This window comes from Paenibacillus puldeungensis (assembly GCF_042678945.1).
GTDB classification, from domain to species: Bacteria; Bacillota; Bacilli; order Paenibacillales; family Paenibacillaceae; genus Fontibacillus; species Fontibacillus puldeungensis.
In genome coordinates this window covers 12,228-33,348 of sequence record NZ_JBHTLM010000025.1, presented here as the reverse complement: position 1 = coordinate 33,348, position 21,121 = coordinate 12,228, and the positions used below count along the sequence as shown (strand labels likewise).

Genomic DNA, 21,121 nt, shown 5'->3' with positions numbered 1-21,121 from the left:
CGTGAAGGTGTTTTCCAACGGATCGCGCTGTTTAGCCTTTCTTTGTAAAATTTACCCTGCCCCAATAACGGGTTGGCCTATGGTACAATAATGTGAAAATCAAAGAAAATCGAAAGAAATCAAAGGCTTCTTCTCTTTCGAGAAAGCGCTTTTATTTATATTCTTATAATATAGATATAGTTCATGACTGAGGAATTCTGGAGGGGGGTCTCCACTTATGAAACTGCTTATCATTGAAGACGAAAGCCGCACCCGTGAACTGTTAAAAAAATACGTGCCTTGGGAGGAAATCGGCATCTCGCAGGTAGAGTGTGCAAAAAACGGCCTTTCCGCCATGGATGTCGCATCGGCATTACATCCGGATATTATTCTGTGCGATGTCCGAATGCCGAAGATGAATGGCATTGAGTTTGCAACCGCTTATCGAAAGCAGGATTCCGTCAGCAAAATCATTTTCCTTAGCGCGTATTCGGACAAAGAGTATCTGAAGTCGGCAATTCATCTCAAGGCCTTCTCCTATATTGAAAAGCCCATTAATTTGGATGAAGTTCGAAAAACGGTTGAGGAAGCCGTTCGGCTGTGTGAAGAAGAGAAAAAAAACTTTCAGGCCGTTGGTTTTCTCCAGCAGGATCTGGACCGCAGCCTGTCGATCCTCCGGCAGGAAATGGTACGCAAGCTGATTACTAATCCTTCAGCCGGTCATGCCTTGGAGGCGCTGCAAAAAGAGGATACCTTTCTGCTGCCGATTCATGGGCCCTACACCGCAGTGGCAGTATCTCTCTTTTGGATTCCGCCGGATCACCCGGATAATCCTGTAACCGTTCAGGAAACCATTCTGGATATGATAAACCGCCACTCCTTCTTTCAAACGCTGAAGGTATTGGCTGGATTTGACTCCAAAGAGTTTCTCGTGCTGCTTTTCCCCGGGTATTTCGGAAGCTCTTACAGAGACGGCAGAGAAACCATCGAACGAATACAGGCTGAAATAAAAAATATCGTCAGCTCCACCATCGAGATTCGTGTCGGCGTTGGCGGAACCGCTCAAGCGCTGCTGGATATCCCGGAGGCTTATCAGCAGGCGGTTGAAGCCTCATGCCTTCAGTTTTATGGCAGTGGGGCCTCGCCTATCTTTTCCGATGCTCCCCGGGTCAGCGTGCCCCTGGTTACCGATTGGGAGGAAATTCGCCATCTTCGGGAAGACCTGCGAACGGGGAATATTGAAAAGGTCAAGGCTTCGATCGGACGCTGGACTCAGCATGCCCGTTCAGCGCTCGACCCGGATATCGTGCGGGTGAAGGATACCTTCTTCCAGATGCTGCTGGCCATTATGGAAACGGCTATCCAGCTCAATCTCGCCGAACGTTCACAGAGTGCGGAACGGCGCTATATCTGGAAGGAAATTGATCGGCTGCCGAGCCTTGATCTGCTGGAGGAATATTTGCTATCCTCCGTAGATTCACTCGACCCGGAGTCGGATTCCGAGGAAACCGGGAAAAAGAAGCTCCGGGAAATCATTCAGTATACACATGCGCATTTTCACGAAAAAGGCTTTGGCATTCACGCGATCTCGGAGCATGTCAAGCTTAGCGAAACTTATCTCTGCTCTTATTTCAAAAAACAGTGCGGGCGGACGATCAAGGAATTCATCACCGAAACGCGACTTCAGAAGGCCAAGGAGCTGCTGTGCGATCCGGATATGAAGCTGTTCGAGGTCGCAAGCCGCCTCGGGTTTGCGGATGCGAATTATTTTACCACCTTCTTCAAACGAAACACCGGTATGACTCCGACAGAGTTCAGAGAGAAGGTAGGATAAGAGGGGCGCAGCGAAATGAAAAAACGAATGCATATTTTCTCGTTAAGAAATAAGGGTATCCGATACAAGCTTTTCTTATCGTACGTTCTGGTCATTCTGATTCCCTTTCTGCTGCTGCTCTTTATCAACATTCATGCCACCCGGGGGGAGAGCAAGGAAACCGGCCTTCAAATGGCGCGCAAGATGCTGGAAGAAACCAATTCCTATTTACAGTACAAAGCCCAGGCCATCACAGAGGTACTCAATTTTGTGGCCTTCAACAAACTGGTGCAGCAGAGCGTCGATACGGATTCGCAGTTCTATGAGGACGTTAATGAGTGGCATATGGATGCGCTGAGGTTGTACGCGATTGTCAATCAGTTTCGATACAACGAGGATATCGATTTCATGCAGCTGTATATGAAACAGGGCCTGGCTGCGGCGACGGAAAACACCGATTTTCTGAATATGGGGAAGGTGGAGACCGAGAGATGGTTCATCCGGTTCGCCCAGTCCAATGCGGCCTTTACCTGGCTGCCCGACAAAACGGTAGAGATGGGGGAAGATTCGGGAGATCTGGTCGTGCTTCGGAAAATTCCGAGCGTTCATAATATTCAGCAGTTTAACGGGATGGTCAAGGCACAAGTTAAAAAAAGCGGCATCCAGTCGGTGCTGAACCATGCCGTGCTCACCCCGAATGCATCAGTGCTGCTCTTCAACTCCTCGGGAGATGTGCTGAGCACATCGACAAAAGTTCCCTTTACATCGGCCCAGATCGCACAGATCACGAGGCACTTCAAGTCCGATGATATCAATTATTGGAATGACAGCTATTTGCTGAACAACCAGCGATATCTTTTCGGCGTGCAGGATATTGCCCATACCGATATGAAGATCGCGATGCTGGTGCCTTATTCGGATATTTTGGAATCAAGCAAACGGGCAACAACCCGGATTATCTGGATCTTTCTTTTCGTTGTGCCTCTGATGCTGCCGGTATCCTATCTGGTGACCAAGCGGGCCACCAAACGTATTCTGAAGTTGATCACCCATATGCGAAAAATGAAAAACGGCAACTTCCAGTTCTCCTTGCTCCCTGTGAGCGAGGATGAGGTCGGCGAACTGATGCGAAATTTTAACGATATGGCGACGAATATTACTAACCTGATGGACGAGACCTATCTTCTTGGCAGAGAAGTGAAGAACAAGGAACTACAGGCGCTGCAAGCACAGATTAATCCGCATTTTTTGTACAATTCGCTGGATCTGATTAATATTATGGCGATCGAGGCAGGGCGAAAAGATATCTCCGAGGTGGTTGAGGAGCTGGCCCTTTTTTACAAGCTGAGTCTGTCGAATGGAAAAGAATATGTTACGCTGGAAAACGAACTGAAGCATACCGAGGCGTATGTCAGCATTCAGAACATGCGTTTTGGCGGAGGCATCAGATTAGATATTGAGGTTCCCGTCGATTTGTATGACTGTCAGGTTCCCAAGATTTTGCTCCAGCCGCTCGTAGAGAACGGTATCCTGCACGGTATCCGGGAAGGCGAGACCGAAGAAGGGACGATTCGCATCAGTGCCTCGGTGCAAGACGGCGACCTTGTTCTTGAAGTGTCGGATGACGGAATTGGCATGGATGAGGAGCAGCTCAGCCATATTTTTACCCGTCCGCACAGCAGCAAGGGGGGAGGCTATGGAGTTCACAACATTCAGGAACGGCTGAAGTTGGCATACGGGCCCTCATATGGACTTGATTTTCGCAGCGCACCAGGGATGGGGACAACCGTTACCCTAAAACTGCCGTGTCATAAGAAAACGTGATTCCAGGCTGGTCATCTTAAGGGAGGTACAGAAGTTGAAAAGAGTCAGAAAAATCATGCTCTTCGCGTTGACTCTCGCGCTGGCTTCCTTGATCGTACTGCCGGCCTGCTGGTCAAATAAACAGTCCGCCAACGATGGCGGGCTAACATTCCTCACCGATACTGCAGCGGGAAAGGCGGATAGACCCGACCACTCCAAAGAAGTCAAAATTGTTGGATATTTGCTGGGGGAAGCGCCTAAAGGAATGCCGGAAGTGCTGGACGCGATTAACGCTAAGCTGAAAAAAGACATCAATGCCACGCTGGAAATCAACTATATCGGATGGGGCGACGTCGCCTCCAGATATCCACTCTTATTGGTTTCCGGCGAGGATGTTGATTTTGTATTCGCTGCCGATTGGAACTACTATGTCTCCGAGGCATCCAAAGGGGCCTTCCTGAAGCTGGATGAAAATATGCTGAAGACCTATATGCCGAGGCATATGGCCAAGCTACCGGAAGCTGCATTGACTTCCGCCAAAGTAAACGGAAATGTGTATATGGTACCCACCTCGACGCCGGACCGCAAGGTCAATGTGGCGCTGTTCCGCAAAGATATTATGGAAAAAGCGGGAATGAAGGAAATCAGGAAATTTTCGGACATTGAACCTTATCTGGCGGAAGTGAAAAAGGATTTTCCAGAGATGATTCCGATGAATCTCGATTCGCAGTATGACCTGCCGACACCGTATCAATACCTGTTGAACGAGAAAATCGCCTGGATCGGAGCACCGGTCGATTCCGGCGATCCCAAGGCGGAAGGAATTGCATTTGATAACGAGGACCCTACAGGCAGGATCGTCAGTATGATGGAGGAGCCTTACCTGAGTGCCCAAAAATATGCGGCAAAGACGATGAAGAAGTGGTATGACAAAGGCTACATTAACAAAAATCCGTACGCCAATAAAGTGCGCTCCAAGGACAATTTTGTTCAAGGCAAAACCGCGGTTGCGTTTGGCAACTCCATCGACGTCGCTTCGATCATGACAAGTGCCAAGGAGAGGGGTATTGATGTATATGTGAAGCCAATGCTGTCACCGACCGGGCATGCGTCTCAAACCAGTTGGCTCAACAATGGCGCAGCAATCGCTGCCAACTCGAAAAACCCGGAACGTACGCTCGAAGCTCTGGATCTGATTATGGAAGATCCGTCCTATGCATACCTCGCCTACTATGGGATTGAAGGTAAAAATTATGTGGTAACCAGTGACGGCAAGCTTGATCTGCCGGAGGGCGTAACGGCGGAGTCCAACACCTATCCTCCCGATGCCGCCGGCATCTGGTTCGTGAATAAGGATTTGTTCAAACCGATGGCCAACTGGACGGACAGCTATATCGAACTGAACAATAAGGTTGAGGATTGGCTGAAGCCATTTACGTATCTCGGCTTCTCTTTCAACTCCGAGAACGTCAAGGAAGAAATTGCGAACATGGCGAACGTGTCCACCCAGTATGCTCAGCCGATTTTTATCGGAGCGGTCGATAATGTGGATAAAGCCTTTGCAACTCTGAACAGGAAGCTGAAGGCGGCCGGGATCGACAAGGTGAAGGCCGAGGTCGAGAAACAGGCGACGGATTTTCTGACCAAAAATAAGCGGCAATAACGGCATGTCGATACCCATCATAGGGTGTTGACATATAAATCATATGTAACTATAATGGTTACAACGGTGGTGATACAAATGAAGCAAATCAGCTCACGTTTTTCGATTGCGGTGCATACTCTTTCTCTTATCGCAATCAATCCTAATGATTGTACAGGGGACTTCATCGCCAGCAGCGTCAATACGAATCCCGTTGTGATCCGCAGAATTATGGGGATGCTAAAGAAGGCAGGGTTTATAGATGTAAGGCCCGGGGTGGGAGGGGCTTCGCTTCTCAAGGAACCTGAACATATTACACTGCTCGATATATACCGTGCGGTGGATGTAGCGGAGGAGCATCAACTGTTTCGCATCCATGAGAAACCGAATATTGAGTGCCTGGTTGGGCGAAACATAGAGCAAGTTCTCCAAACGGAATTGAGAGACGCCCAATCCGTGATGGAGCATAGGCTGTCGCAAACGACATTAGCCCAATTGATCGACAAGTTCAAATAAATAAAAGCTCTTTAAAGAGCTTTTATATATATCCTTGTTGTAACTATAAAAGTTATAACGGGTTAAATTACAACGATACATGGAGGAATGAAATCATGAAAATGTTAGTGACTGGAGCAACGGGTAAACTAGGCTCTAAAGTAGTAGAAGCGTTGTTGAAAAAGGTACCGGCAAGTCAACTTGCGGTTAGCGTTCGCAATCCGGAGAAAGCCGAAAGCCTTCGCGCTCGTGGCGTTGATGTTCGTCATGGCGATTTTGATCGCCCGGAAACGCTGGACGCTGCCTTTGCCGGAATCGACAGACTGCTGATCATCTCGGCTGACGGGGACAATGAAACGAGAATTCGCCAGCATACGAATGCGGTGGAAGCTGCGGCCCGTGCGAAGGTTAGCTTTATCGCCTATACGAGCGTGGCCAATGCCAGTGATACGAAGATGTTCCTGGCTCCGCCGCACCAAGCTGCTGAACAAGCTATTTTGAAAACCGGAATCCCTTATTCTTTCCTGCGGAACAATTGGTACTTAGAGAATGAAGCTTCAAGTATTCAAGGCGTACTGGCCGGAGCACCTTGGGTGACGTCTGCCGGAGCAGGCAAAGTTGGCTGGGCTCTGCAGCAAGAATACGCGGCAGCCGCAGCAGCCGTGCTGGCTGGAGATGGACATGAGAATACCATCTATGAGCTGTCCGGCAAGCTGTTTACCCAAGAAGAACTGGCCTCCGCCCTCGGTACGGTTTTGGGTAAGGAGGTACCTGTACAGCAGGTAGATGACGCAACTTATGCCGATATTATGAAAAATGCCGGAGTGCCCGACTTTGTCATTCCGATGCTCGTAAGCATTCAAGAAGGAATTCGCGAGCATACACTGGAAATTGAAAGCAACGATTTCGAAAAACTGCTTGGCCGTCCATTAACACCAATGACCGAGGCTTTGCGACAAATTGTTGATAGCCTGGCTTAATATATTAATTGGATCGTCGATTCTAGCCAAAAACGCCTCCTATCACTTATAATCACAGCGATGGGAGGTTTTTCTATTTGCTAGTGAGTATGGATTCACAGTCTTTTAAATCGCTTGACGCCATCGATCTTGGATGGGCATGCATGGCACCGATCATGGAGCCGCTTCGAGGCAAAAACCCTGCCGTAAAATCAAAGGCCTATTCTGAATTAACATCCAGTCAGCAGCGTCTCTTTATGTTTTACGCATTTTATAACCATGCGGTTAAATCAGCGCCAGAGTTTTATTGGTGGAGTGCTTACTATTTGGCTCAACCCAAGCTATGGTCCGAATTGGGTACCAGGCTGGGCGACGCCGGATCTGAAGACTTTGTTCGGCTACTGAAAGAGACCGAGGAGGTTCTTCGGCGGCACAATCATCCCAGAAGCTTCGATACCTTTGATGCTTCACCGGAGGATATCCAACAGGATGCTCTGCTTAAACAATCCATACTCTCGCTATATGCCGCCTTCTGTGAAGTAACTTGTGTAGTACGAAAAGAGCTCGGCGAATATGTTCGCAACCATCCTGAGGAATTTGTTCAGTTTGAAAGATAAATACATGGGATCATGATCGGATGAGCCGGTGAATTTCAGGTAGGTACGCCTGAAGGTTCCCGGCTCTATTTTGCCTCTCCAAACAATTCCTTTTCCGATGGATACCTAACCAATGTTATAATACAGAGCGCTGAACAATTCTTTAATCGCCAGAAAAACTACGCGCTTATTGCGGTCGGATAGGCTCCTCGCACGTAGTAAGTGCATTTTATACATTTAATTCTTGCCATGACGGCAGTCATAGAGATGTAGTTGTAAAAAGTGCAGTTAAAATTGGGCAAATCGCCCATTCTACCCGGTTTGGTCCATTTTAGATGTATGTTATGCAGTTAAAATTCAGAAATCCGCAATTTGTCCGAAAATAGTTGTACAAAATACACTTAGGTGGAGTGACTCAAAGAACGCCGCCAGGCGTTTTTGGTATTTGGTTTAGTGAAAGGGTTAAGATAAATGGTTATGAAGCAGGTTACTGAACAATTTTTTAATAGATGCAAAAGCGAACTGGGCGTATCCCTGAATCATGTGCAGGAAAAAGCGGTTAGACAAACGGATGGACCGTTGCTGCTGCTGGCTTCGCCGGGATCAGGGAAGACGACCACTATCATTATGCGGATCGGCTACTTGATCGAGGTCAAGCGGGTGAAGCCCTCAAGAATCAAGGCGGTCACCTTCAGCCGGGCATCGGCGAACGATATGAAGGAGCGGTTCAAGCGTTTTTTCCCTCACATGGAGCCCGTGGATTTTTCAACGATTCACAGCTTGGCGTTTGAGGTGATGCGGGAGCATTTTTGGAAAAAAGGCATCGCGTATCAAATCATCGAAGGCGAGCTGGAGGCGGAAGAGGAGGAGACGGAGGGGGTCGAGGGAACCGCTGCCCGGGACCAACTGCCGCTGCACAAAAAAATCATTTTGCGGAATTTGTTTCGATCTATAGTCTCTGAAAATATCACGGATGACCAGATGGAGGAGCTGCTTACTTATATCAGCTACGTCAAGAATAAGATGATTCCGCCGGACAAATGGTCTCTGGTCAAGGTGGACGTGCCGGAAGCGTCGCGGATTTTGCAGGAGTATGAGAGCTTCAAGCGGACGGGGCACAGCAAGCTGCTCGTTGATTTCGACGATATGCTGACGATCGCTAACGACGTCATGGAACGCGATCACGGACTGCTTCGCAAATACCAGCAGCGTTTCGATTACGTACTCACCGATGAAAGCCAGGATACCTCGGTCGTTCAGCATGCGATCATTGAAAAGCTGGTGCAGCGGCACCGCAATCTTTGCGTCGTGGCAGACGATGACCAGTCGATCTACAGCTGGCGGGGAGCGGAGCCGTCTTACTTGCTTAACTTCAAGCAGGTGTATCCGAATGCGGTCACCTTGTTTATGGAGCAAAATTACCGCTCGTCTTCCAACATCGTGGACGTGTCCAATCAGTTCATCAAGCGGAACAAAAACCGCTACGACAAAAATATGTTCACCAAAAATCCGTCCAGCCGGCCGATCAAAATCAGAAGCCTATCCGACTATATCTATCAGGCCAAGTATTTGGTCAAAGAAATCCAAAAGGTAGAGAATTTGTCCGAGGTCGCTGTGCTGTACCGCAACAATTCGGCATCAATCGCGCTCATGAACGAGTTTGACCGGGCGGGGATTCCTTTTTACATGAAGGATGCGGATAACCGCTTTTTCTCGCATTGGGTCGTGGAGGACATATTAAACTTTATGCGGATGACCTACACCGACCGAAGAGTGGACATTTTGGAGAGAATCCACCTGAAATTCAACGGCTACATCAGTAAACAACAGATGGCGGCTTTAAGGCATATCCAGAATGGCGAATCGGTCTTCGACAATTTGCTGCAATTTGTTCCGCTGCAAAATTATCAGGTGAAGCTGATCGCGGACAGCAAGGATACTTTTCAGCAAATGAACGGTATGCCGCCGCTGCCTGCCATTCGTGTCATTCGGGGGCGGCTTGGCTATGAGAAGGCGCTGGAAAAAATGTGCGAGCGGCTCGGATTCCGCAAAGAATATCTGCTTGGGATTTTGAACACGCTGGAGGAGATTGCGGTGGGGCTGGAGACGATGGAGGATTTTGCGAACCGGCTGAATTATTTGGAGACGCTATTGAAAAAAGCCAAACACCGGAAAGGCCAAAATGTAGTGACATTTTCGACCTTCCACAGCGCCAAAGGGCTGGAGTTCGAGCGGGTTTATATGATCGACCTCGTAAACGGCATCATTCCTTCCTCGGATGACCTCAAGGCGGATTCGGAGGAACTGCTGGAAGAATCCGTCCGCCTGTTCTATGTCGGCATGACCCGGGCGAAGAAGCATCTGGAAATGGTCGTCTACAACAACCGCGACGGCAAAGAAACAAGCGAGTCCCAGTTCGTCACGGACGTTAGAAACATTCTGAATCCGCCGGAGGATGATGAGTCTATGGCGGCTGTTGGAAAAGGCAGTACGACGAACGGTGCAGTACGCAAGCCAGCATTTTCAAACGTCCGCAGCGAGCGCGATTCTCGCACGGGAAGCGGTGTAAAGCTGGAACGTGCGGCGAAGCTTCCGCCTAATCCGAACGCCATCCGCAGCAAAATGGAGCTTACCTCCGGCAAGGCAGTGCTGCATCGGTCTTTCGGAGAGGGAACAATCGTCAAGATCGAAGCGGACCGGGTATTTGTCCGGTTTGATAAGGGGGAGAAAGCCCTGTCGATTGACGCCTGTTTGGAGATGGGACTGCTGGAGCCAATCTGAAGCCGGGCATCACATAACGTGAAAAGTTCATTGCTTATTTACAAGTAGTTTATTATAATGTGTATAATTTCCAAGCACAGGAGGTATCCATTTTAGACATCATGTGGTCCTAATTCCGTAATTCAACCATCGAAGTTCATAAACGATGTGTGATGCTCAGCCTATGAGTGAGCGGAAATAGGATAAGTATGTCTAAAAGAAGGTCTACCATACCCAAGACCGGGATACGGCTTGTTTGCTGTTACGCCCTTCTTTTTTCCATATGATCATCCGAGTCCACAGGCTAAGCCTGTGGATTTTTTGCCGTTTTCCGGCTGCATAAACATAGGCTGAACATGTCCGTTGTCCGTAAGCAACGTTAACCTAAAAAGCGGAAGGCCGTGATGACATGACATTATTAAGCTGTCGAAATATAAGCAAGAGCTTTGGGGAACAAACCGTTCTTCAAAAGGTAAATCTGGACATTGCGAAAAAGGATCATATTGGGCTGGTTGGCCTGAATGGGGCTGGCAAAACGACGTTAGCGAACATCCTCTCCGGTCAGCTTTCTCCGGACGGGGGAGAGATCATTCCCCATACGCAAGGATTACGGATTGGTTATCTATTGCAGTCGTCGCTGTATCTCGTCCATACGCTGGATCAACCCGATCAACATGAGGAGAAGGATGAAAAACGCTTCTTGGAGGTATCCAGCCATCTCGGGCTAAACAAAGTGCGTGATTGGACTCCAGAAAGAGCCAAGGGATTAAGCGGAGGCGAAAAAACAAAGCTCGCCATCGCGCAAGTATGGGCCGCAAGCCCGGATTTGCTCATTCTCGATGAGCCGACTAATCACCTTGATTTTCAAGGCATCGAGTGGCTGGTGCAGGAGCTGAGGAGCCATGACATCACTACGATCATCATCTCCCATGATCGCTATTTCCTGGATCAGACCGTGACCCGAATCGTCGAACTGGAAGACGGAACGTTAACGAATTTTGCAGGGAATTACACAACCTATCGCGAGGAAAAGCAGCAAAGACTGGAGACCCAGAAGCATCTTTACGCGGAACAGACGAAATACCAGAACAAAATCAACGCGGAAATTGCGCGATTGAAGGACTGGTCGTCGAAGGCCCACCGGGAGGCAGGAAAGGTAGGGAAGATGGCGGAAATGCGCGCCGGCGTTAAGGAATTTTACCGTGCCAAGGCCAAGAAAATGGATAAGCAGATCAAATCGCGGATCAAACGGCTGGAGAAAATCGAAATCGAAGGCGTTCGCAGGCCTAAAGAGGAACCGACGGTTGAGTTTGATTGGAGCACGCCCGAAAAACGTGGAAAACGCCTGGTCATCGCAGACCAAATCGCGAAGCGGTTTGGAAGCAGATCCTTGTTCAAGGATAGCTCATTTTACATTCAGCGCGGGGAGAAGGTAGGCCTCATTGGGCCCAATGGAAGCGGCAAAACGACCCTCATCAGCATGATCGGCGGACTTGAGCCAACTGACGAAGGAGCTCTTTGGGTAAGTCCTCAATCGTATTTTTCGGTGTTAACGCAAGAAGTTTCGAATCCGGATTTGCAGATGACGGTGAAAGCCGCGGTACAGCAAAGCTTCCACCTTCGGGAGGAGGAGAAAAGGGCGTTAAACCTGCTAGTTAGTATGGGATTTGAGGAGCAGTTGTTCCAGCGGCGGCTATCCGAGCTAAGTCCCGGTGAAAAAACGAGATTTCGTTTGGCGATGCTGGTCATGCAGCAGCAGGATATGCTGGTGCTCGATGAACCTACCAATCACCTGGATTTGATCTATCGGGAACAGTTGGAGGATACGTTGTCTGCTTATTCCGGTACGCTGCTAGTTGTTTCGCATGACCGTTATTTTTTGGAGAAAATTTGCGATAAACTGCTCGTCATCGAGGGCGGTCGAATCAGGCGGCTGGAATATGGCTTTAGGGCCTACATGGAAAAAGGCCAAAAACGCGCGGAGGAACCGTCCTCCGCTGGAATGCAGCGGCTCGAGGATCAGTTAATGCTGGAGAACCGCCTGGCTTTCCTCATTGGTGAAATCTGCAAATACCAGCCCGGCGATGAAGAATACCAGAGGCTGGATGCCGAATATAAACAGGTAATGGAGCAGAAGAGGGCATTGGCGAAAGAAGGAATACCGCTCGACTGATGTCGGAAATGTGGCTTGCCTAAAGTATTTAGGCCGGCCTTTTTTTATTTGCAGATTCTCAGAACATTAACGATAAGTTTTCGCTGCTCATCTCGTCAAGGGCCAATCAACTCTGCTGTACCGCTGCGAAAATTTTGCATATGATGAATTACCCAAATGATCAGGGGAAATGCAAAGACAGATGACCTTGCCTTGGCTGGAGCCGGTTATTTAAGAATCCGACTTCACTGGCGTAAGTGTAAGTGAGGGGATCTAGAGGAAAAAGACAGGAGGCGATATATGAAACGTTATTTTAACTGCTAGACCAGGCTATTCATGAAAACCCTTACATTAATTTGCCTATGCTATAAATCTTTCACAAAACGAAATTTACTTCTAGGAGGGATGCTAAACGATGAATATTGCTGCAGAGACGCGAAAGCGGAAGCCGCATACGTTGCCCGGCAGCCGCTGGAAGCGGTTCTGGAACAACAAAACACTGCTGCTGATGTGCGTGCCGGCCATTGCATTTTTTATCATATTCGCCTATTTGCCGATGCCGGGCTTATATCTGGCCTTTATCAAATACAACTACTCGGACGGCATTTTCAAAAGCCCGTTCGTCGGCTTCGACAATTTCAAATTCCTCGTCATGACCGGCGACCTGTGGCGGCTAACCTTCAACACGGTCGTTTACAATCTGGGGTTCATTTTGCTCGGAAACGTTCTGCAAATCGTTGTCGCCGTTTTCCTGAACGAAATTCGCCGGAAATGGTTCAAGAAAGCGGCCCAAACCCTGATGTTCCTGCCGCATTTTATCTCGGCGGTCCTGATCGGCCTGATCGCCTACAATGTGCTGAGCTATGATTACGGGCTATTGAACGGGATTCTCACAACGCTCGGCATGGACCCGGTGAAAACATACTCCAACGCCAACATCTGGCCCTTCATCATCGTGCTGACTTATTTATGGCAATCGACGGGATATGGCTCCATCGTGTATTTTGCGGCGATTATGGGTCTCGACAACGAAATTATCGAAGCCTCGGAGATCGACGGCGCCAATGCGTTTCAGCGTATTCGCTACATCATCCTTCCTTGGCTGAAGCCGACCTTTATCATTTTGCTGCTCTTTTCGCTGGGCGGGATTCTTCGCGGCAACTTCGGCTTGTTCTTCAACCTGGTCGGGGCCAACAACACGGCGCTGTACGCGACGACCGACATCATCGAAACGTATGTGTTCCGCGCGCTCATGACGAATTTCAACTTCTCGATCGGCAGTGCGGTCAGTCTGTACCAGTCCGTGTTCGGGTTTATCGTCGTCATCACGGCGAACTGGCTGGTCAAAAAGGTTTCCCCCGACAACTCTCTTTTCTAGGAGGCGTTATGCATGGATGAAGCAAACGAGAACGAAACTCGAAGCGTGCGAACGGATGCCAGCAGCATATTCGTTAAACTCGTCGGCTACGTGTTTATCGGCTTTTTCTCGATCTGCTGTCTGCTGCCTTTCCTGCTCGTGCTCGGAACGTCCTTTACGTCGGAATCGGCGATCAAGCGGTTTGGTTTCAATTTCTGGCCCAGGGAGTTCAGCACATTTGCTTACAAAATCGTCTTTGAAAACCCGAATCTTATCCTCGGCTCCTATCTCGTCACGATCGGAATCACAGCGGTCGGCACGGCGCTCGGGCTGTTTCTTGTGGCCATGACGGGCTATGCGCTGCAGCGGCCGGATTTTGCTTACCGCAACCGGATCTCCTTCTTCATCTACTTCACCACACTCTTCTCCGGCGGTTTGGTTCCGTTTTACCTGCTCATCACGCAATACCTTAGCTTGAAGGACAATTATCTGGCCGTGCTGCTGCCGGGTCTGCTCAGTCCGTTTCTCATCATCATGATGAAAAATTTCGTCCGCTCGATCCCGCATGCCATTACTGAATCGGCCAAAATCGACGGGGCCGGCGATTTCACGATCTTCGTGCGACTCATTCTGCCGATGACAACCCCGGCACTCGCGACCATAGGCCTGTTCATTGCGCTTGGCTACTGGAACGAGTGGTACAACTCGATGCTGTTCCTGTCCGCGGATATGAAATATCGCCCGCTACAGCTGTTTCTTTACAACGTCATCACGAGTGCGGACTTTATCCGCAATTCAGCGGCATCCTCCAACGTGGAGCTGCGCGATGTGCCCCTCGAATCGATGAAGATGGCAACGGCTATCGTCGCGACGGGGCCGGTGATCCTGTTTTATCCGTTTGTGCAGCGGTATTTTATCAAAGGCATTACGGTAGGTGCGGTAAAAGGATGATTTTTGAAAAAGGGGGCTCAATGTGATGACCCATTGGAAGAAAGCTTTATCCCTGTTGCTTGTCGGAGTCATGATGCTTGTGCTGGCGGCGTGCGGCTCGGGCGGGAAAGAAGGAGCGGGAAGCGGAAGCGGGGGAAACGCAAGCAACGGTAAGGGAACATCGGCAAACAAGGGAGCGGACACCTCGAAGTTCGTAAAAGTCAGCTACCTGGTGCTCGGCGACAAGCCGAAAAACGGCCAATTTGAAAAGGTGCTTGCGGAAGTAAACAAGATCATGAAGGAAAAAATCAACGCCGAGCTGGAATGGAAATGGATTGAATGGGCTGATTGGCAGACGAAATACAATCTAGCGCTCGCCTCCGGGGAAGCAGTAGACCTGATTACGATCGGCACGGATTGGCTGGATACTTGGGGGAATGCGCAGCGCGGCGCTTTTATGAACCTTGACGATCTTTTGCCGAAATATGCGCAGGAAACGTGGAAATCTATTCCGAAGGAGGACTGGGATGAGAGCAAGTTTGGCGGCAAAATCGTCCTCATCCCGGAAAACGACTATACCCAATGGGTGAACCACGGTTTTTTCTATCGCGGCGATTGGGCGAAGGAGGCCGGGATTACCGAGCCGATCAAGGATTGGGAAGGCATCGAGAAATATTTGCAGTACATCAAGGATCACAAGCCGGAAGTTATTCCTTGGGATGCCGCTTCGGGAACTCAAACATGGGGTGGATTTACCCAGTCTTATACCGATGAGCTGGAGTTGCCGATCTCGACCGGCTTCCTGCCTGTGTTCACAACGAAGTCCTATGACGAGAGATATACTGTCACCAGCCCTGTGTTCGAGGACGTGTTTCTGAAATATGCGACGATGATGAAGAGCTGGGCCGATAAAGGCTTTTGGCGGGAGGATGCGCTTAACAACAAGAACAACAATCGCGATGCTTTGAAGGCGGGTTTGTCCGGCCTTGACCAGCATCATACACAGACGTTCTCCGGCTTGCGCGTGGATATGGATAAGGCTCAGCCGGGCTCGGAGCTGCAGATGTTTCCGTTTGCCCGCACCCGTAGCACCAACCTGATGGAGCTGTCGATTACACACGGCGGCACCTCGGTTGGCGCACACAGCAAAAACCCGGAGCGGGCGCTAATGGCGTACGACCTCATCCGCAACAATGAGCAGATTTATCATCTGATCAATTACGGCATTGAAGGCGTACAATACGAGCTCAAAGACGGCAAACGGACGCGTCCGGCCGGATACGACGATGCGAAAGATGGTTTTTACGCCGATTTCTGGGGTGGCCGGGTCGATAAATTCGAAATTCCGAGCGTCTCGACCTGGGATCAAATCGAAGAAACGTTATATGCCGAGTATGACAAAATCAAAAAGCCGTACGTTTACGGACAGTTCGTGTTCGACAAGACCCCGGTGGAAGCGGAGTTAACGGCGATTTCGCAGGTGACTGGCGAGCTGGGCCCGGCGATCGTTCTTGGCAAGGCCGGCGATCCGGCCAAAGCGGTGGAGGAGTTCCGCAGCAAGCTGAAGCAGGCTGGCTACGACAAGGTGCTGGCCGAGCTGCAGAAGCAGATGGACGCGTATAAAACGCAGATGGGCGGCAAATAAGCGTAAAGCTCTTGTCCGATGTGACGGGCAAGAGCTTTATTATATTTCAGAAAGTATAAAATTACTTACGGTAGCAATTATCGTGGGGATTTACAAACTAGATGTATTTTCTACAGTTAAATCCCGCCCATTTAGAACCTTTGAGCATTTAAATGCAGAAAGTGCAGCTAAAATCAGCAAAACAAACCTGCCAAGGTAAATTGCCTCATTTTAGATGTACGAAATGCAACTAAAATTCCAAAAGCTTCAATTTATGCGGAAATAGCTGCGTAAAATACATCTACTGCCGTCAGGCGTTTTTCTTATTTTTCCTGAAGATGGTATAACGATTTTATGAGTAACAACGTCTATAGTATTAATATATTTCTAATAACGCAAGGGAGGAGGCCGACGTGAAAAAACGAAACCACTTTGGATTCATCGGTTTATTGATTTTACTTGCTGTCTCCATCATGGTGCTTCTAAACAGCCAAGAAGGTAAGGCCGATAAACACACCAAATATCTCATGTCCTCTGCAAAAATCATTGCTTCTCAAGATTTCAAAGATTTAGATACCTCCGCTGAGTTCATCGTCAAAGGAACGAAAGATCATGTCATGGAAAGAATTCTAAACAAAACTTCTGAGGGTGAAGTGATAAATTACGGAACCAAATCAGTGATAAAAATTAATAAAGTCTATAAAACAGCGGATGAAAATATAACTGAGGGATCTGAAATGATCGTTCAAGAAAATGGAGCGATTGAAGAAACGGAAGATGGCACCGTGATATATGGTGTAGAAGCCGATCCCGATATTTACTTCATCAAAGGGGTCTATTATGGAAAAGTGCCTCTAAAGAATGCGGACAAAATTCAGAGCGTAGATGAGGCTTCCCCTGAGAGTTTGCAATACATGGGGGAGTCCGCAAAATCATCTAGAGTATTGGATCAAATTTTTAGTGACGCGCTAAATAAGTATAAAGATTAGTAATCCTGTTCAAATATAAATACGATAAAGCAACAACCGAACGAAAATCCAATGAAGGATTTTCGTTCGGTTGTTGCTTTTTTCAGCTGCTTTTGGTGGTAAACTTAAAGAAATTTACCTGTGGACATGAATTCGAATAAGGGAGGCCCTAATTATGAAAAGACCGATGATTGGCGTTTTGCCGTTATATGATGAGGCGAAGGAAAGCTACTGGATGCTGCCGGGCTACATGAAGGGAATCGAAGCTGCCGGCGGGATTCCGGTGATGCTGCCTCTGACGACGGATGGGGAAATGATCGCGACTTTGGCGCATACGTTCGACGGATTTCTTTTTACAGGCGGACATGATATTAACCCTGAGCTATACGGCGAGAAGAAGGAACAGTACTGCGGGGAGCTCTGCAATGAAAGAGATGAGATGGAGCATCTGCTATTCCAATTCGTCAAAGAGCAGGATAAGCCTATGTTTGGAATTTGCCGCGGGTTGCAGCTGTTTAATGTCCTGCTCGGGGGGACGCTCTATCAAGATATCCCCACGCAGCGGATCATTGAAAGGAAAGTCATTCACAAACAAGAGCCACCTTATACACAGCCAATCCACACCGTATTCATCGAGAAGGGCAACCCGCTATACGAAATCATCAAAACCGAAGTCTGCCAGGTGAATAGCTGCCACCATCAAGGTATTAAGAAGCTGTCTGAGCAATTATTGCCCGTAGCGATCGCCGAGGATGGCCTCGTTGAAGCGGTGATTATGCCGGAGCAGAAGTTTATGTTAGCGGTGCAATGGCATCCGGAGTTCAGCTATGAGCGCGATGATTTTAATTATAAATTATTCACAGAATTTGTACGGGCCTGTGAAAAATAAGGCTTAACTCCACTCGCAATCAACGGGCGGTGCTACGCTAATCAGTGCTCTTTTCTCCTGAAAATATACACCGCATTTTCATTTGACGGCGGCAAAATGAGAGAGGACAACCGCTCGTTTAATTCCATCGTAAATTGCTCCGCCTCGTTGTAAGCGCCAAAATCCCCGGTAAAGGCGGGATTTCTGGTTCCTATTACGATATATAGTTTTACAGAGCTCGTTTTGAAAACATGCTTTTCATATGTATTTTGCGGGACCGGCCAAGAGCAAAGCACGACTTCCGGCGTATATTTGAACAGGGCGGCTTTGGCGTCGGCCTGTTCCACAAAGTCGGGATAGGTGATGTAGTGCTCCCAGCTATAGTCGTCCGTCGCCTTGCACCGGGCATGTGCGTCATTCAAAAACCGGGTTAATGTTCCGTCGCCGGCGGCAATTTCCAGGCACTTCTTATCCCCGATTAAGCGAATTAGCTCTCGAATCAACGCTTTAGAGTAGAAGCAATAAATCCCCTTTTGGTTAACTAACGGCATGAGGATTTTTTTGTTCAGAACAAACTTCCAGCAAAAGTTAAAAAGGCCCAGCGATACCGGCTTTCTTTCAAAGCCCTTGCTGAATAGAAGCCTCTGCAAAACCATTCCGTCCCACAAATTAAATCGTACGTTTTTGGTTGGGCTTTGCGCAGAAGCAGCGATGCTCGCATGCTCCAGCAAATGAAGAGCCATTCGGGCTTTAATAATGTTGGGCAAAAAAGTATTTACGGTTTTTTCGTTGAAACCGCTTTTATAAATGAGGTTACCGGCCAGCTTAGCGCTTGATGTATATTTATTCATCATGGCTTGAATTCGCTTTAAATCATAACTCCCTTTCATGATGCTGAGTTCTCTCAGTACCTCTTCTTGGTACTCCGGGTGTTGGTGGAGCAATGTTTGCACATTGATTTCGTTAGCTAAAATTTTTTTGGCGGTATCTCCTGTAAATTTAGCCATTATAATCACCATATTGTGGAAAAATATTGTTTTCGGTGATATTATACTCCTTTGGTAAAATTAAGAATGTGAGAAAAAATATATATCTTTCTCCTCTTGAAATTATACCGTCCGGACGGTATAGTAAAGATGAGAGGTGATTCCAAAAATGTCGTCAGTACATAAAGACTCCAAAAGAGATCTCATTCTAAAAGCTGCTTCAATGATCGTGCATGAAGAAGGTGTGGAGAGATTAACGCTGGAAGCCGTTGCGAAAAAAGCAGGCATCAGCAAAGGTGGGCTGCTGTACCATTTTCCTAACAAAGAGGAATTGATTTCAGGCATGATTGAAAAACTGTCCCGTGACTATGTCACGGAGCTAGGCGAAAGGGTAGAGTTGGATGCAAATCACCATGGAAAATGGACCAGGGCCTATGTAGCCAGTTCCGACCAATGCGTCGAAGGAGTTTTTGATCCTAGCACAGCGCTTACGGCAGCGCTTTTTTCGAACCCCCAGATGTTAAAAAGTATGCAGGATGAATACGCAGTCATCCAGGAAAAACTTGCAGACGATGGAATCGATCCGGTGCGTGCAACGATCATTAGGCTGGCCGTCGATGGCCTATGGTTTGCTGAAATGTTTGGATTGGCTCCGCCAAACGGCGAGCTCAAACAGCAAGTGATCGAGCAGTTAAGAACGTGGACAAAGGAGGAGAAATGATGGCCTATCTTTATCTGGCAATATCCATTGCCACCGAACTTGTGGGGACCTCGATGCTAAAGGCGTCACAAGGGTTTACGAAGCTGTATCCTTCTCTGATTAGTATCCTTGCATTTATATGTTCCTTCTATTTCATCTCCCTGACCTTTAAAACGATCCCTTTAAATATGGCTTATGCCATTTGGTCCGGGGTAGGCTCTGTAGCTACGGTTCTGATTTCGGTATTGATCTGGAAGGAAAAAATCAATGCGGGCAGCGTGATCGGCATTACGTTGATTGTCGTTGGCGTCGTCGTCTTGAATCTGCTCGGTCCGGGCCATGGAGAGGCGAAGGAGCACGCCGGAGGACATCAGGCTGAAGTTTACGTAGATAATGCAAATCGTTAAGAAAAAAAACGGTTTCCTAGCTGAGCTATGCGAAGGCCTGCTTTCGCGTTGTGCTCGGCTTATTTTTTTGCCATTGTCGGACTTATCTTTGGTTGTGATCGAATTAACAGTTTAAGGATGCATCTAGGACTAATGTAGGGAGAATAGGGAGGCTCCAAGATTTGGAACGCCCTAATGAATCATGTGCTTTACAGATAACTGAGGTGTTAACCGTGAATTTTAAGCCATATCGCAAAGATTATGAATTTTCATACACGCTTGGGATGTTTCCTACTATTGAAATGCTCCATTCTGTTCCGGAAAAGATCGTTCGTGTCGTCTTCTCATCGCAGTATCAGCCGTCGCCGGACTCACCGGACGTTCAGACAATGTGCAATGATTATCATATCCCATGGACGGTCAATGACCGCTTGATTGACAAGCTAAGCCCCAAAGAAAACTGCTATTTACTCGGCATTTTCCGGAAATATGAGAAGCCGGTGCGTCCAGATGAGAACCACATCATACTCTGCAGACCCGGCAATTTAGGAAACTTGGGAACAATTCTTAGAACGGCACTGGGATTCAATTATCGAGACATCGTTATTATCCGGCCTGCAGCCGATCTATTCGATCCGAAGACGATCCGCAGTTCAATGGGAGCTTTGTTTAAGCTGAATTTCTCATTTTTCTCAAGTCTGGAGGAGTATACTCAGCATTTTGAACATGATATTTATGCTTTCAGACTGAATGGTGAGGAACCACTGGAGCATGCTGTTCACCTGGGAAACAAACCGCATTATTCGCTGCTGTTCGGCAACGAGTCGAGCGGGCTGCTGGCGGATGAAAGCACGTATGGTACCGGCGTAGTCATTCCTCATAGCTCCTTCATCGATTCGCTCAATTTGCCGACCGCGGTGGGCATCGCTCTTTATGAATTTTCCAAAGGGAGCTTTGATGAAGAAGTTGGGGTATGGGGAGAGCATGACGTAACGAACGTAACATATTAACATAATTTATGACCCAAAAAAAGGTTGCCGAAAAGAGCGGCAGCCTTTTTTGGGTCATAAGTGATTAACAAAACTAATTAAAAAAATCTTGAG

The 21,121-nt window shown here is 48.2% G+C and carries 17 protein-coding genes; 16 read left to right on the top strand and 1 reads right to left on the bottom strand.

What is annotated here, in order from left to right:
- The first annotated feature begins 217 nt into the window (after positions 1-217).
- The 13 genes from ACFQ3W_RS22880 to ACFQ3W_RS22820 all read left to right on the top strand — a co-directional run bounded on the left by ACFQ3W_RS22880 (position 218) and on the right by ACFQ3W_RS22820 (position 17,967).
- Complete coding sequence (locus tag ACFQ3W_RS22880) at positions 218-1,813, top strand: response regulator (RefSeq protein ID WP_379321553.1); 1,596 nt, start codon at positions 218-220, stop codon at positions 1,811-1,813.
- A gap of 15 nt (positions 1,814-1,828) precedes the next feature.
- Positions 1,829-3,616: a sensor histidine kinase gene (locus ACFQ3W_RS22875; protein ID WP_379321552.1), complete on the top strand. Its 1,788-nt coding sequence runs from the start codon at positions 1,829-1,831 to the stop codon at positions 3,614-3,616.
- A 34-nt stretch (positions 3,617-3,650) separates the two neighbouring features.
- Positions 3,651-5,258 carry an ABC transporter substrate-binding protein gene (locus ACFQ3W_RS22870; RefSeq protein ID WP_379321551.1) on the top strand — a complete coding sequence of 536 codons (1,608 nt, stop codon included), beginning with the start codon at positions 3,651-3,653 and terminating at the stop codon, positions 5,256-5,258.
- 78 nt (positions 5,259-5,336) lie between these two features.
- Positions 5,337-5,753, top strand: a complete 417-nt coding sequence (locus ACFQ3W_RS22865; RefSeq protein WP_379321550.1) for an Rrf2 family transcriptional regulator — start codon at positions 5,337-5,339, stop codon at positions 5,751-5,753.
- Positions 5,754-5,848: 95 nt separating this feature from the next.
- Positions 5,849-6,712: an SDR family oxidoreductase gene (locus tag ACFQ3W_RS22860; protein WP_379321549.1), complete on the top strand. Its 864-nt coding sequence runs from the start codon at positions 5,849-5,851 to the stop codon at positions 6,710-6,712.
- Between the two features lie 77 nt (positions 6,713-6,789).
- Positions 6,790-7,308, top strand: coding sequence for a hypothetical protein (locus ACFQ3W_RS22855; RefSeq protein WP_379321548.1), 519 nt, complete (start codon positions 6,790-6,792; stop codon positions 7,306-7,308).
- A 456-nt stretch (positions 7,309-7,764) separates the two neighbouring features.
- On the top strand, positions 7,765-10,068 hold the full coding sequence (locus ACFQ3W_RS22850) for an ATP-dependent helicase (RefSeq protein WP_379321547.1): 2,304 nt from the start codon (positions 7,765-7,767) through the stop codon (positions 10,066-10,068).
- Between the two features lie 388 nt (positions 10,069-10,456).
- Complete coding sequence (gene abc-f, locus ACFQ3W_RS22845; protein ID WP_379321546.1) at positions 10,457-12,220, top strand: ribosomal protection-like ABC-F family protein; 1,764 nt, start codon at positions 10,457-10,459, stop codon at positions 12,218-12,220.
- A 487-nt stretch (positions 12,221-12,707) separates the two neighbouring features.
- Positions 12,708-13,577, top strand: coding sequence for an ABC transporter permease (locus ACFQ3W_RS22840; RefSeq protein WP_379321581.1), 870 nt, complete (start codon positions 12,708-12,710; stop codon positions 13,575-13,577).
- A 12-nt stretch (positions 13,578-13,589) separates the two neighbouring features.
- On the top strand, positions 13,590-14,507 hold the full coding sequence (locus tag ACFQ3W_RS22835; protein WP_379321545.1) for a carbohydrate ABC transporter permease: 918 nt from the start codon (positions 13,590-13,592) through the stop codon (positions 14,505-14,507).
- 25 nt (positions 14,508-14,532) lie between these two features.
- The gene (locus ACFQ3W_RS22830; RefSeq protein ID WP_379321544.1) at positions 14,533-16,131 is read left to right on the top strand and encodes a DUF3502 domain-containing protein; all 1,599 of its coding nucleotides are present in this window, start codon (positions 14,533-14,535) and stop codon (positions 16,129-16,131) included.
- 392 nt (positions 16,132-16,523) lie between these two features.
- Positions 16,524-17,099 (top strand): hypothetical protein, encoded by a 576-nt coding sequence (locus tag ACFQ3W_RS22825; protein WP_379321543.1) that lies wholly within the window; start codon positions 16,524-16,526, stop codon positions 17,097-17,099.
- 154 nt (positions 17,100-17,253) lie between these two features.
- Complete coding sequence (locus tag ACFQ3W_RS22820; protein WP_379321542.1) at positions 17,254-17,967, top strand: gamma-glutamyl-gamma-aminobutyrate hydrolase family protein; 714 nt, start codon at positions 17,254-17,256, stop codon at positions 17,965-17,967.
- 41 nt (positions 17,968-18,008) lie between these two features.
- Here ACFQ3W_RS22820 and ACFQ3W_RS22815 read toward each other — a convergent pair whose 3' ends face one another.
- Positions 18,009-18,953, bottom strand: a complete 945-nt coding sequence (locus ACFQ3W_RS22815; protein WP_379321541.1) for a hypothetical protein — start codon at positions 18,951-18,953, stop codon at positions 18,009-18,011.
- Positions 18,954-19,101: 148 nt separating this feature from the next.
- On the opposite strand from ACFQ3W_RS22815, the gene ACFQ3W_RS22810 reads away from it, so the two are divergent.
- From ACFQ3W_RS22810 to ACFQ3W_RS22800, 3 genes are all read left to right on the top strand, one after another.
- Entirely contained in the window at positions 19,102-19,653 is a 552-nt protein-coding gene (locus ACFQ3W_RS22810) for a TetR/AcrR family transcriptional regulator (RefSeq protein WP_379321540.1), read from the top strand.
- On the top strand, positions 19,653-20,039 hold the full coding sequence (locus ACFQ3W_RS22805; RefSeq protein WP_379321580.1) for a DMT family transporter: 387 nt from the start codon (positions 19,653-19,655) through the stop codon (positions 20,037-20,039). The genes ACFQ3W_RS22810 and ACFQ3W_RS22805 overlap by 1 nt, the downstream gene beginning before the upstream one ends.
- 212 nt (positions 20,040-20,251) lie before the next feature.
- Complete coding sequence (locus ACFQ3W_RS22800) at positions 20,252-21,028, top strand: TrmH family RNA methyltransferase (RefSeq protein ID WP_379321539.1); 777 nt, start codon at positions 20,252-20,254, stop codon at positions 21,026-21,028.
- Positions 21,029-21,121 lie beyond the last annotated feature (93 nt).

What these genes read in the sequence shown, in the direction of transcription:
- ACFQ3W_RS22880 (WP_379321553.1), top strand. Translation starts at nt 218, where the DNA reads ATGAAACTGCTTATCATTGAAGACGAAAGCCGCACCCGTGAACTGTTA.
- ACFQ3W_RS22875 (WP_379321552.1), top strand. Translation starts at nt 1,829, where the DNA reads ATGAAAAAACGAATGCATATTTTCTCGTTAAGAAATAAGGGTATCCGA.
- ACFQ3W_RS22865 (WP_379321550.1), top strand. Translation starts at nt 5,337, where the DNA reads ATGAAGCAAATCAGCTCACGTTTTTCGATTGCGGTGCATACTCTTTCT.
- ACFQ3W_RS22860 (WP_379321549.1), top strand. Translation starts at nt 5,849, where the DNA reads ATGAAAATGTTAGTGACTGGAGCAACGGGTAAACTAGGCTCTAAAGTA.
- ACFQ3W_RS22850 (WP_379321547.1), top strand. Translation starts at nt 7,765, where the DNA reads ATGAAGCAGGTTACTGAACAATTTTTTAATAGATGCAAAAGCGAACTG.
- abc-f (WP_379321546.1), top strand. Translation starts at nt 10,457, where the DNA reads ATGACATTATTAAGCTGTCGAAATATAAGCAAGAGCTTTGGGGAACAA.
- ACFQ3W_RS22840 (WP_379321581.1), top strand. Translation starts at nt 12,708, where the DNA reads ATGTGCGTGCCGGCCATTGCATTTTTTATCATATTCGCCTATTTGCCG.
- ACFQ3W_RS22835 (WP_379321545.1), top strand. Translation starts at nt 13,590, where the DNA reads ATGGATGAAGCAAACGAGAACGAAACTCGAAGCGTGCGAACGGATGCC.
- ACFQ3W_RS22830 (WP_379321544.1), top strand. Translation starts at nt 14,533, where the DNA reads ATGACCCATTGGAAGAAAGCTTTATCCCTGTTGCTTGTCGGAGTCATG.
- ACFQ3W_RS22820 (WP_379321542.1), top strand. Translation starts at nt 17,254, where the DNA reads ATGAAAAGACCGATGATTGGCGTTTTGCCGTTATATGATGAGGCGAAG.
- ACFQ3W_RS22815 (WP_379321541.1), bottom strand. Translation starts at nt 18,953, where the DNA reads ATGGCTAAATTTACAGGAGATACCGCCAAAAAAATTTTAGCTAACGAA.
- ACFQ3W_RS22810 (WP_379321540.1), top strand. Translation starts at nt 19,102, where the DNA reads ATGTCGTCAGTACATAAAGACTCCAAAAGAGATCTCATTCTAAAAGCT.
- ACFQ3W_RS22805 (WP_379321580.1), top strand. Translation starts at nt 19,653, where the DNA reads ATGGCCTATCTTTATCTGGCAATATCCATTGCCACCGAACTTGTGGGG.